The organism is Vibrio methylphosphonaticus (genome assembly GCF_023634655.1).
GTDB lineage: Bacteria > Pseudomonadota > Gammaproteobacteria > Enterobacterales > Vibrionaceae > Vibrio > Vibrio methylphosphonaticus.
Window position 1 is genome coordinate 120,803 of record NZ_JAMKMS010000011.1, and the last position, 12,003, is coordinate 132,805.

11 protein-coding genes are annotated in these 12,003 nt (G+C 45.1%); 10 read left to right on the plus strand and 1 reads right to left on the minus strand.

What is annotated here, in order from left to right; genetic code table 11:
- The first annotated feature begins 11 nt into the window (after positions 1 to 11).
- The 7 genes from M9196_RS14305 to M9196_RS14335 all read left to right on the plus strand — a co-directional run bounded on the left by M9196_RS14305 (position 12) and on the right by M9196_RS14335 (position 8,253).
- Positions 12 to 1,577, plus strand: coding sequence for an anthranilate synthase component 1 (locus M9196_RS14305; protein ID WP_250618203.1), 1,566 nt, complete (start codon positions 12 to 14; stop codon positions 1,575 to 1,577).
- Positions 1,578 to 1,583: 6 nt separating this feature from the next.
- Positions 1,584 to 2,225 (plus strand): aminodeoxychorismate/anthranilate synthase component II, encoded by a 642-nt coding sequence (locus M9196_RS14310; RefSeq protein ID WP_250618204.1) that lies wholly within the window; start codon positions 1,584 to 1,586, stop codon positions 2,223 to 2,225.
- Positions 2,226 to 2,259: 34 nt separating this feature from the next.
- Complete coding sequence (trpD, locus tag M9196_RS14315; RefSeq protein ID WP_250618205.1) at positions 2,260 to 3,258, plus strand: anthranilate phosphoribosyltransferase; 999 nt, start codon at positions 2,260 to 2,262, stop codon at positions 3,256 to 3,258.
- A 16-nt stretch (positions 3,259 to 3,274) separates the two neighbouring features.
- A complete protein-coding gene (gene trpCF, locus M9196_RS14320; RefSeq protein ID WP_250618206.1) occupies positions 3,275 to 4,639 on the plus strand; it encodes a bifunctional indole-3-glycerol-phosphate synthase TrpC/phosphoribosylanthranilate isomerase TrpF in 1,365 nt (454 codons plus the stop codon).
- Positions 4,640 to 4,685: 46 nt separating this feature from the next.
- A complete protein-coding gene (trpB, locus tag M9196_RS14325; protein WP_250618207.1) occupies positions 4,686 to 5,876 on the plus strand; it encodes a tryptophan synthase subunit beta in 1,191 nt (396 codons plus the stop codon).
- The gene (gene trpA, locus M9196_RS14330) at positions 5,876 to 6,682 is read left to right on the plus strand and encodes a tryptophan synthase subunit alpha (RefSeq protein WP_250618208.1); all 807 of its coding nucleotides are present in this window, start codon (positions 5,876 to 5,878) and stop codon (positions 6,680 to 6,682) included. The genes trpB and trpA overlap by 1 nt, the downstream gene beginning before the upstream one ends.
- Before the next feature lie 263 nt (positions 6,683 to 6,945).
- Positions 6,946 to 8,253 carry a dicarboxylate/amino acid:cation symporter gene (locus M9196_RS14335; protein ID WP_250618209.1) on the plus strand — a complete coding sequence of 436 codons (1,308 nt, stop codon included), beginning with the start codon at positions 6,946 to 6,948 and terminating at the stop codon, positions 8,251 to 8,253.
- A gap of 113 nt (positions 8,254 to 8,366) precedes the next feature.
- On the opposite strand, the gene M9196_RS14340 is transcribed toward M9196_RS14335, so the two are convergent.
- Entirely contained in the window at positions 8,367 to 9,107 is a 741-nt protein-coding gene (locus M9196_RS14340; protein ID WP_250618210.1) for a hypothetical protein, read from the minus strand.
- 714 nt (positions 9,108 to 9,821) lie between these two features.
- On the opposite strand from M9196_RS14340, the gene M9196_RS14345 reads away from it, so the two are divergent.
- The 3 genes from M9196_RS14345 to yciA all read left to right on the plus strand — a co-directional run bounded on the left by M9196_RS14345 (position 9,822) and on the right by yciA (position 11,821).
- A complete protein-coding gene (locus tag M9196_RS14345) occupies positions 9,822 to 10,490 on the plus strand; it encodes a hypothetical protein (protein ID WP_250618211.1) in 669 nt (222 codons plus the stop codon).
- A 268-nt stretch (positions 10,491 to 10,758) separates the two neighbouring features.
- The gene (locus M9196_RS14350) at positions 10,759 to 11,331 is read left to right on the plus strand and encodes a septation protein A (protein WP_250618212.1); all 573 of its coding nucleotides are present in this window, start codon (positions 10,759 to 10,761) and stop codon (positions 11,329 to 11,331) included.
- 88 nt (positions 11,332 to 11,419) lie between these two features.
- Complete coding sequence (yciA, locus tag M9196_RS14355; protein ID WP_250618213.1) at positions 11,420 to 11,821, plus strand: acyl-CoA thioester hydrolase YciA; 402 nt, start codon at positions 11,420 to 11,422, stop codon at positions 11,819 to 11,821.
- Positions 11,822 to 12,003: the final 182 nt, after the last annotated feature.

Consider the following 12,003-nt stretch of genomic DNA (forward strand, 5'->3'; position numbering starts at 1 on the left):
GAGGAGGTTTTGTGAACAAAGCCATTACTATTCAAAAACAAGGTCGTTTAGAGGTTCTTTCATTACAAGTCCCTTACTCAAAAGACCCGACAGCACTTTTTCACACGCTTTGTGAAAACAAAACCGACAGCCTATTGCTTGAGTCAGCAGAGATTGACTCAAAACAAGATCTACAAAGCTTATTGATCGTTGATTCTGCCGTTCGTATTGTTTGTGACGAACACATCGTCCGCTATGAAGCGTTGACGACAAATGGCGAAAATTTATTAGCCATATTAGCGGGAAACTTATCTTCCGACATTCATTACACACTTAGCAAGACCGAGCTAACGGTGCATTTTGAAATGCCCGATGATCAGCTTGATGAAGACTCTCGATTACGCGAAGCCTCATCGTTCGATGCCTTAAGATTAGTTCAACATAGCTTTGATGTAAGCGGACTAAACAAAAACGCGATTTTCATGGGTGGCTTATTCGCTTATGATCTCGTCGCTCAATTTGAACCTTTAGGTGATGCGAAACAGTCTAATCGCTGCCCTGACTACGTTTTTTACGTCGCTGAAAGCTTGCTTGTTGTCGATCACCAGAAAGAGTCATGCGACCTACAAACCACTCTCTTCAATCATGACGACAACGAGCTTGCTCGTATTCGTGAACGCATTCAAGAGATCAGTCAGCAGTGCAACAACCTGAAAGCTCTGCCTACTGCGCAAGTGGTCAAAGACAATCAAGAAGTCGCCAGTGTCTCGGATGAAGACTTTTGCCAAACCGTCCGTGACTTAAAAGAATACGTCGTCCGCGGCGATATTTTCCAAGTTGTGCCTTCTCGACGTTTCACGCTTCCTTGTCCATCCCCTCTTGTGGCTTATAAAGAGCTAAAAAGAAGCAACCCAAGTCCTTACATGTTTTACATGCAAGACGAACTGTTTACGCTCTTTGGTGCTTCACCAGAAAGCGCCTTGAAATATTGCTCTCAAAGTAATCAAATCGAAATTTACCCAATCGCTGGGACACGTCGCCGCGGTAAAAACCCGGATGGCTCTATCAACCAAGATCTAGACAGCCGTATGGAGTTAGAACTCCGTTGCGATATGAAAGAAAATGCTGAGCATATGATGCTAGTCGATTTGGCAAGAAATGACGTCGCTCGTATATCAGAGCCAGGCACCCGCCACGTTGCAAGCTTACTACAAACCGACCGCTATAGCCATGTGATGCACTTAGTGTCGCGCGTGGTTGGTCAACTTCGCCTCGATCTTGACGCGCTTCATGGCTACCAAGCTTGTATGAACATGGGCACCTTAACAGGCGCACCAAAAATTCGTGCCATGCAGCTCATTCGTCAGGTCGAAGGCCAGACTCGAGGGAGTTATGGCGGCGCGGTCGGTTACATGAATGGCATTGGTGATATGGACACCTGCATCGTCATTCGAGCGGCCTACGTAGAAGATGGTATCGCGCAAGTTCAAGCAGGAGCCGGCGTAGTATTTGATTCCGATCCACAAGCTGAAGCTGACGAAACCCGTGGTAAAGCACAAGCCGTAATTTCCGCTATTAAAACCGCGCATCAGGGGTAGACACGTATGAGTAAGCAATCCAACACATCCGAACAAGCCAATACCTGTTCTACAAGCACAGCAAACATTGTCTTTGTCGATAACTTCGATTCATTCACATACAACCTTGTGGACCAATTTCGTAGTTTAGGGCACAACGTGACCATTTACCGCAATCATATTGCAGCGCAAACCATTGCTGACGCGGTGCTTAAATTAACCGATGCCGTGGTTGTTTTGTCTCCAGGTCCAGGCGCGCCATCAGAAGCAGGCTGCATGCCCGCTTTAATTCAACAACTCAAAGGCAAGGTACCGATGATTGGTATTTGTCTGGGTCACCAAGCTCTAGTGGAAGCCTATGGTGGCACAGTGGCAGGCGCAGGTGAGATTATCCATGGTAAAATCTCGATGATGGCACATGAAAATCATGCTATTTATCGCGGGCTGCCCTCGCCTCTCGCCATCGCACGTTATCACTCACTCGTGGCGACGCACGTGCCTGATAGCCTAACCATTACTGCCGAAGTGGATGGATTAGTGATGTCAATTGCCAATGAACAAGACCGAGTTTGCGGTTTTCAGTTTCACCCAGAGTCCATTATGACAACCCATGGCGCTGCGCTACTCGGCAATGCTATCGATTGGGCTAGAGCGGGTTCACTTCGCTAATTCAAATAACTCACAAATTTAAGGAATCGTAATTATGGAAAATATCATCAACAAACTTTACGACCAGCTTTCGCTTAGCCAGCAAGAAAGCCAAGAGTTGTTTGACACCATTATCAAAGGTGAACTTGACCCTATTCTTATGGCCGCGGCATTAACGGCGCTAAAAATCAAAGGCGAAACACCAGACGAAATTGCTGGCGCGGCGAAAGCGTTACTTGCCAATGCCCAACCATTTCCACGACCAGACTATGATTTTGCTGATATTGTCGGCACAGGCGGAGACGGATCCAATACGATCAATATCTCCACCACCGCCGCATTTGTTGCCGCGGCATGTGGCTTAAAAGTCGCAAAGCACGGCAATCGCGGTGTCTCGAGCAAATCGGGTTCATCTGATTTGCTTGACTCGTTTGGTATCAATCTCGCCATGAGCCCGGAAGATACACGCCAAGCCGTGGACGATTTAGGGGTAGCATTCTTATTTGCTCCGCAATATCACGGTGGGGTGAAGCACGCGATGCCTGTTCGCCAAACAATGAAAACACGCACGCTATTTAATATTCTAGGTCCACTCATCAACCCAGCTCGTCCCAACATTGAATTGATGGGCGTTTACGATGCGAAGCTGGTTCGCCCAATTGCAGAGACCATAGTACAAATGGGGATGAAACGTGCGGCAGTCGTCCACGGCAGCGGCCTTGATGAAGTGGCGATTCATGGCGACACTTTAGTGGCAGAAATAAAAGATGGCGTCATCACCGAGTACACCTTAACGCCTGAAGATTTTGGCGTGAATCGACACCCTCTCGAAGCCATCAAAGGTGGCGAGCCGGAAGAGAATCGCGCCATCATTACCAATATGCTGACGGGTAAAGGAACCGAAGCCCAACTTGGCGCGGTTGCCGTTAACGTCGCACTACTCATGAAACTGTTTGGCTTTGAAGATTTAAAAGCAAACGCACAACAAGCTATCGACGCCATGAATTCTGGTAAGGCTTATGAGCTTGTAAAACAACTCGCAGCGCGCGGTTAAGAAATAGGAACTAGCAATGGAAACGGTACTAGCAAAAATCGTCGACGACAAACGAGTTTGGGTAGAAGCCCGCAAACAGTCACAGCCGCTTGAAAGTTTTAAGGCGCAATTAACGCCTTCAGATCGTTCTTTTTATGACGCCCTTTCAACGGGAAAAACCGCGTTCATTCTAGAGTGTAAAAAAGCGTCACCGTCTAAAGGGCTAATCAGAGACGACTTTGATTTAGACTATATCGCCTCGGTTTACAATAACCATGCGAGTGCGATCTCGGTGCTAACAGATGAGAAGTATTTCCAAGGTAACTTTGACTTTTTGCCACAAGTGCGTGGTCAAGTTAAGCAACCTGTTATCTGCAAAGATTTTATGGTGGATGCATACCAAGTCTACCTAGCTCGTCATTATCAAGCCGATGCAATTCTCTTAATGCTGTCCGTACTTAATGATGACGAGTATCGTGAATTAGCGGCGGTTGCCGACTCACTTAGCCTCGGTATTCTTACTGAAGTCAGCAATGAAGAAGAGCTTGAGCGTGCCATTAAGCTACAAGCGAAAGTGGTTGGCATTAACAACCGTAACTTACGAGACTTATCGGTTAATTTAGATAGAACCAAAGAACTCGCACCTAAGCTACCTGCTGGGACCATCACAATTTCTGAATCTGGTATCTACAATAACCAGCAAGTTCGTGACCTTTCAAACTACGCAACGGGCTTTTTAATTGGCAGTTCGTTGATGGCTGAAGACAATCTTGAGCTGGCGGTACGTAAAGTACTGCTTGGCGAAAACAAAGTCTGCGGATTGACCCACGCTGATGATGCAGCAAAAGCGTATCAAGCTGGCGCCGTTAAAGGTGGATTGATTTTTGTTGAAAAGTCCCCTCGTTATGTAGATTTTGAAGCGGCTCGAATGGTCATGAGTGGCGCGCCCCTTGAATATGTTGGCGTGTTCCAAAATCATAATGTAGACAGCGTAGCGCGTACGGCTAACGACTTAGGTCTATCTGCAGTTCAACTACATGGTAATGAAGACCAAGCCTACGTTGAGGCACTAAGAACACAGTTACAAGCTGATGTTGCTATTTGGAAAGCGCATGGGGTAAAAGACGCGCTACCTGATCTCACCGCAATCAGTGCAGACCGACATTTACTTGATGCTCAGGTCGGTGAGCAAACTGGTGGAACGGGTCAACGCTTCGATTGGCAACTTCTCAATAATACCAACGACATTATGCTTGCCGGTGGTTTGTCTCCAGACAACATCAAGCAAGCCAGTAAATTGGGCTGTATCGGATTGGACCTAAACTCTGGCGTGGAATCTGCACCGGGTAAAAAAGACGCCGATAAACTAAACCAAGCCTTTGCACTTTTAAGAGATTACTAACACTTGCTCACCAGCGAGTCACCAGAATTAACGAGAGGAAACAACCATGGCGAAATTGGATGCCTATTTTGGCGAATATGGTGGGCAGTTTGTACCACAAATTCTTGTACCTGCGCTTGACCAACTTGAACAAGCTTTCATCGATGCACAACAGGACGACGAATTTCAGGCGGAATTCATGGGACTGCTGCAAGAATACGCGGGACGCCCAACGGCATTGACGCTAACCCGCAACTTAACGAAAGGGACAAAAACAAAACTGTACCTAAAACGTGAAGATCTGTTGCACGGTGGCGCACATAAAACCAACCAAGTACTTGGTCAAGCATTGCTTGCCAAACGCATGGGTAAAAAAGAGATCATTGCAGAAACTGGCGCAGGTCAACATGGCGTTGCCACCGCCCTAGCCTGTGCACTACTCGGACTAAAATGCCGTGTTTATATGGGTGCTAAAGACGTTGAGCGTCAAAACCCTAACGTATTCCGTATGCGTTTAATGGGCGCAGAAGTGATTCCAGTACACTCTGGTTCTGCCACGCTCAAAGACGCCTGTAACGAAGCTCTGCGTGATTGGTCAGCCAGCTACGAAGACGCTCACTACCTACTGGGTACAGCAGCAGGCCCGCATCCATTCCCAACCATCGTACGTGAATTTCAACGCATGATTGGTGAAGAAACCAAACATCAAATTTTGGCACGTGAAGGTCGCTTGCCAGACGCGGTGATTGCCTGTGTCGGTGGCGGTTCAAATGCCATTGGTATGTTTGCTGATTTTATCGAAGAAGAATCGGTACGCCTTATCGGTGTAGAACCTGCTGGACTTGGTATTGATACCGACCAACATGGTGCACCGCTTAAACATGGTACAACGGGCATATTCTTTGGAATGAAAGCGCCACTTATGCAGGATCCTCATGGCCAAATTGAAGAGTCTTATTCAGTTTCTGCAGGACTTGACTTCCCATCGGTAGGTCCGCAACACGCTCATTTAAACGCCATTGGCCGTGCTGAGTATGGCGCAATTACTGATGACGAGGCCCTAGACGCCTTCCAAATCCTTGCTCGTCAAGAAGGTATCATCCCTGCTCTAGAATCGTCTCACGCGCTCGCATATGCGCTGAAAATGGCACACGACAAACCAGAAAAAGAACAGCTACTCGTGGTAAACCTTTCAGGTCGTGGAGACAAAGACATCTTTACCGTACATGACATTTTGAAAGAAAAAGGAGCGCTATAATGGACCGTTATCAAGACATGTTTCGTCGCCTAGCAGAAAAAAAACAAGGCGCGTTTGTCCCATTCGTCACCATTGGTGATCCTAACCCTGAGCTGTCTTTACAGATCATGGAAACTCTAGTGGATGCAGGAGCTGATGCACTAGAGTTAGGCATGCCATTTTCCGACCCTCAAGCCGATGGTCCGACAATTCAAGGGGCGAACATCCGTGCACTTGAGGCGAAAACCACGCCACCAATCTGCTTTGATTTGATTGCAAAGATTCGCAGTAAATACCCGGAACTGCCTATTGGCCTACTTATGTACGCCAACTTAGTGTATTCAAAAGGGGTCGATGCATTCTACCAACAGTGTGCTGAGGTTGGCGTAGACTCCGTACTTATTGCTGATGTACCAACCAACGAAAGCAATGAGTTTGTGGCAGCAGCGCATAAACATGGCGTACACCCTATCTTCATCGCGCCACCAACAGCGACAGAAGAAACAATTAAGCAAGTAGCGGAGCTCGGTGGTGGTTATACCTACCTACTGTCTCGTGCGGGCGTGACCGGTACTGAAACCAAAGCGAATATGCCGATGACCACGCAATTAGACAAACTGATCAAACATAATGCGCCACCATCATTGCTAGGCTTTGGTATTTCTGAACCGCAGCAAGTCAAAGATGCGCTTAGCGCAGGCGCAGCAGGTGCAATTTCAGGCTCAGCGGTTGTAAAAACTATCGAACGTAACCTCGAGAACCCAACACAAATGCTTGCTGAACTCAGTGAATTTGTTGCATCCATGAAAGCCGCCACTCAACACTAAGCGAATTGTTATCAGTTCATAAAGGTTGCACTTAAGTGCAACCTTTTTTTTACATCCCGCCCCGCCAACCCATTCAGAAAACCCATACCACCACACCAACCAATAACAATTACACAGCGCAAACGTTTGCCCTTGATGGATAATTGACCGCTCGGTACTCAATTTGTGCATTATTCGGCATTATTCGTTTCCTAACAGTTGCTAAGAGTGCTAATTAAGTGTAAAAAAACACTCGAAATAATAGTCCAACATTACCCGTTCTAATGGAAGACTATTCTGGAGTATTGCAATATAACAGCACAGAGGTTAAGGAAGTGTTAAAAGATAAGTCAATGATAAAAAACATCGGTGTGCAAGTCGTCATCGCGATGATTCTTGGTACCGTTATCGGTGCAATGATGGGTCAGTCGGCAGCTATGTTTGCGCCACTCGGAACCATTTTCATCAATCTAATTAAAATGCTGGTCATTCCCCTAGTTGCTGTCGCACTGATTTCTGGTGCTGCAGGGCTAGGTAACAGTAGTAACGCAGGTAAAGTTGGAGCGACAACGTTGGCCTTTTTTGGCCTCACGTCCGCGCTTGCAGTAGCGCTTGCTTTATTCATGGGTGAGGTTTTTGAACCAGGGGTCAATATTGACACTGCTGGTATCGAAGGCATGTTCTCGACAGAGTACGCTTCAAAAGGTGACCTACCTTCTTTTTGGGCGACCCTAACCGGTATGATCCCAACCAACGTTTTCCAATCACTAAATGAAGCAAACATCCTGCAAATTCTCGTTTTCTGCTTATTCTTTGGTATTGGTTTATCAAAACTCGAAGTTACGAAGCGTGACCCATTACTAAACGGTGTTAATGCCATCGTTGATGTTATGGTTTGGATGATTAACAAAGTAATGATCATTGCTCCTATTGGCGTATTCGGTCTCATGGCTGAAGCAGTAGGTACATTTGGTTTTGGTGCTTTGATGGTCGTATTCAAACTGTTCATGGTTTATATCGCAGCGATTTTAGTGTTTGGTTTTGTGGTTTACCCACTACTTATCCAAGTGTTTACTAAAACATCGGCTAAGAAATTCCTGAGCGTAATGAAGAAGCCACAAGCAGTCGCGTTATCGACAGCATCTTCAATGGCAACACTTCCAGTAACAATGGAAACATGTGAAAAAGAACTAGGAGTGCGTAACTCTACCGCCTCTTTTGTTCTGCCACTTGGCGCAACCATCAATATGTCTGGTAATGCGATTTACTACGGTTTGGTTGCTATCTTCTTTGCTCAGCTATTCAACATTGACTTATCAATGGGTGCGTATGTAGCGATTATCGTTACATCAACGCTAGGTGCAGTCGGTCAAGCTGGTGTCCCTGGCCCATCGTTCCTTGTGGTTGCCGTATTACTTGCTGCGGGTATTCCAATTGAAGGCTTACCGCTTCTATTCGCTCTTGACCGTATCTTCGATATGATTCGTACAGCACTTAACATCACAGGTGACGCGGCGTGTGCGGTTATCGTTGATGCTCTTGTTGAAGAAGAAAAAGAGAAAGAAATAGAACTGAAGAAACAAGAAGCGTAAATTACCCATTAGCGCTGAAAGCCACTCCCTGTTGAGTGGCTTTTTATTTTAGTGAAGTGACCATTCAGGCTTCGTCTGTTTAATCCTAGCCAAAAAGTACAAAACAAGCGCCCCTAACTCTGGAACACGCTATCAAGTAAACAAGAGGTAATTTTGTTACTTTTGATGTTAGTAGTATCCATCTGTCCACTATCATCCCTGTACTCTATTTCATTTAGAAGCCCTGTGCCTTTGACGGTAATGTTATTGAGGCCCATTTTATTTAGGTCTTCGATAGAATAGTACCAGCCATCTGTTTTTTGCTTAGTTTGACAACTACTTTTTACCGTTTGACCATACGACGTAATCTGTTGATCGACACCGATATAGCCAAAAAAGGCGGTTTCTTTAACTCGTAAGCGATTTAAGTAAATCATAAATGCTGGTCTATCTTTTTTAGGAACACTTAACTCCCAAAGCTCATCAGCTTGCTTTGTTCCACCATGCCAGCCAATCAACGAGTTAGTATTAATCACCACGTTTTTTGCCGCTGGTAAAATGTAATTAGCACAAGCAGAAAAACATAACTCACTCACTTCCACGTCGAGATTATGCTCTTTGATAAAATAACCAAACTCAATACCCACAGCCATATCGCCACCAGTACTGGTAATCTTTAGCTTTTTGATTGGCTTGTTGCTATCTTGAAAGACTCGCTGAGCCTCAAGTACCGCTTCCCCCGTGATCATTCCATCGTAAACAAGCGTATCTCCAACCACTAAAACTTTATGTGCAGTAGGGTAAATAACGGGGATACTTTGACAGCCTGCTAGCGCAAGAACCATCGCTATGATGGAAAAACCTCTAGTCTTCATGTTAGCTTCCTTTTATTCCCTTAAAGTAAATCTGTGCCCTTAAAGTAAATCGTATATCTGCAATACCTGTCGCCTTACCGTTCCTTTGCGGCATACGCTCTCATATCGCCAGGGGGCATTTCTATCGACGATCACGCGATCTGCATAATATCAAGCCACGCGATCGGTCAATTAACCAGCAATTGCATTTGCGAACAATATCAACCAAGTTACACATCAGAGATGTCGATTAACGCACATTAGTGTGATCAACATTGGCATGGTAATTGGCCGTATTTCAATACCTAGCTTATTCCCGCATACAAGAAGTCCGGATTTTTACCGTCTATTTATCTCTAGTTTGAAAGATATAGAAGCCGTTTACGCACACCACATTGATAGTATTGGAGCCACGGCGACGAATACTCGATGGGGAATTCTCTATCGACATGCCTCATTGCGTGGCATAGGTCGCATATAGCAATGAAACATAAAGAACAAACCTCATCCAACCTCTACAAGAAACTCAATAAAATTCAAATTAATCAAACGCTTCCACAAAAGATTTAAATGTTGCCATCGGTCCTATTCGCATAACCTGCCAGTCTTCTACTATGGTTAACAAATCACTGTTATCAAAATGCACCTCTTTACTACGTTGAAATGCTTCATCTAAGTTCAAACGTATTTCATCGGTCGATAACAGAATGTTTAGAAAAGGAAGTCGAGGACACTATGGGAAAGATTATTTTTTACATGCCCACGCCCACAACGGATGCTAGAGCATGGTTAGAGTATGGTGATTATCAAGACGAAAATGGCGCTTACTCTACCAGCCCAATGAGACGTAAGAATCATCAGTGGATCCAACATTTGTGGACTGAAAAGGATAAAGAAGCGATTCAAGTGTGGTATAAACCCGGCGTAAAAATTGCTGATTTGGTCAATATAGCCAATGACGACCAAATCTACATTCGCGGTCATGGTTATCCAGGCACTGAGCATATCGCGATGGCCAAATGTTGGGGAACGACGGTTGGTCACCGTTTTGTTGTGGATCGTTTAAAAGAGAATGGGCTGCCTAAAACCTTTTCTGGCAAAATTAAGTGCTATAACTGCAACAGTGCATCATGGGTTGACGGTAACCGAAGTTTTGCACAAGCGTTAGCGGACTATATGTATGGTTGGGGCTATGACAAATGCACCTATTACGGATACAGAGGTAAGCTAGACTCTTACTACAAAGATGGGCTGGCTGGTCTTCATAAATATGTGCGCGGCAATGGTGGGGATACAGATGGCGTCTGTCGAGCGAGTGATGCTCGGGTGCAAATTAAACCGCAAGATCTGAACCCACCGCAATACGCGTCTATCTCTGGGCTCAAAAAACCGATTGCACAGTAGCAGTTGCAATTGCATCAGTAACAGTAACAACAAACTAACGTTTATCTTTACTCAATTGTTTTACCTTACTCTCACCATTTGTTCAAAGTGCCCATTGGTCACTTTGAACACCCTTCTTTCCTTACTCTTACTGCTAAAATACATACTATGACCTCTACAATACTTACTATTGAGGAAGGTTATTGTTTCTAATTGTCTCAAATGGTTTTGTATTCTTGAAGTTTTGGTTACACTGTCGTCAATTATTACTGCAGGGTTTGCAAGAAACATGAAGCAACTTATTGATTTTATTCCTCTGATTATTTTCTTTGTGCTGTATAAAATGCAGGACATCTATGTCGCAACAGGCGCACTCATTGCTGCAACTGCAGTACAAATTGTCTTAACCTACTTCCTTTACAAGAAAGTAGAGAAAATGCAGGTCATTACCTTTTTGATGGTGGCGGTATTTGGTGGTATGACTATCTTCTTACACGATGACAATTTCATTAAATGGAAAGTCACCATCGTATACACTATTTTTGCAATTGGCCTAGCAGTAAGCCATGCCATTGGGCGTAGTGCCATTAAAGGCATGCTAGCCAAAGAAATCACCTTACCCGAGCACGTCTGGGCGAAGGTCACTTGGGCGTGGGTTGCGTTCTTCTCGTTTTGTGCTGGCCTAAACGTTTATGTTGCTTATGAGTTTCCACTCGACGTGTGGGTGAACTTTAAAGTCTTTGGTCTATTAGCGGCAACTCTCGGCTTTACGGTTGTAACGGGTGTCTACATCTACAAATACATGCCAAAAGACGAAGACGGCAAACCAGCCAAAGATGAGAATGAAGATCACATGTCTTGATTCATTGTGCGGATTTTGTATACTCCGCACCATATTTGAATTACAGCGACCTTAGGGTCGCTGTTTTGCTTTTTGGAAGCTTATTATCATGACAAATACAATTACGACCACTCCTAAAGGTCAGTTAATCATCCGCACGCTGGCAATGCCGGAAAATACCAACGCTAATGGCGACATCTTTGGTGGCTGGATCATGTCTCAACTCGACTTAGCTGGCGGTATTCTTGCGAAAGAAATCTCTCACGGTCGAATCGCCACGGTTTCGGTTTCAGGCATCACTTTTAAACACCCTGTGAAAGTGGGTGATGTCGTTTGCTGTTACGGCGAGTGCACAAAAATCGGCAATACATCGATGTCTATTAACCTGGAGGTTTGGGTTAAACCTGTGACAACAGAAGGGGTTGGTGAGCGTTATCAAGTCTGCGAAGGGACGTTTCATTACGTTGCTATTGACGGAAATGGGAGGCCACGTCCAATTAATCCAAATTAAGCATCTGTGAACGATGACTTTTCAGCTAAAAAGTGACATCGTATAGTCATAGGTATCGTGTGTTATTGTTTTTCTGTACGTTAGCATGAGTCAACTCAAGTATTCGCCCTTATGGGCTGAGAGACCAGTCGCTAACAATATAACCGCACCATTGTCACGACTTAAAGATTTGAAGGAACCAA

Coding starts and splice junctions, on each gene's coding strand:
- M9196_RS14340 (WP_250618210.1), bottom strand. CDS start 9,107: ATGAAGACTAGAGGTTTTTCCATCATAGCGATGGTTCTTGCGCTAGCA.
- M9196_RS14310 (WP_250618204.1), top strand. CDS start 1,584: ATGAGTAAGCAATCCAACACATCCGAACAAGCCAATACCTGTTCTACA.
- yciA (WP_250618213.1), top strand. CDS start 11,420: ATGACAAATACAATTACGACCACTCCTAAAGGTCAGTTAATCATCCGC.
- trpD (WP_250618205.1), top strand. CDS start 2,260: ATGGAAAATATCATCAACAAACTTTACGACCAGCTTTCGCTTAGCCAG.
- trpCF (WP_250618206.1), top strand. CDS start 3,275: ATGGAAACGGTACTAGCAAAAATCGTCGACGACAAACGAGTTTGGGTA.
- M9196_RS14335 (WP_250618209.1), top strand. CDS start 6,946: ATGGAAGACTATTCTGGAGTATTGCAATATAACAGCACAGAGGTTAAG.
- M9196_RS14350 (WP_250618212.1), top strand. CDS start 10,759: ATGAAGCAACTTATTGATTTTATTCCTCTGATTATTTTCTTTGTGCTG.
- M9196_RS14345 (WP_250618211.1), top strand. CDS start 9,822: ATGGGAAAGATTATTTTTTACATGCCCACGCCCACAACGGATGCTAGA.
- trpB (WP_250618207.1), top strand. CDS start 4,686: ATGGCGAAATTGGATGCCTATTTTGGCGAATATGGTGGGCAGTTTGTA.
- trpA (WP_250618208.1), top strand. CDS start 5,876: ATGGACCGTTATCAAGACATGTTTCGTCGCCTAGCAGAAAAAAAACAA.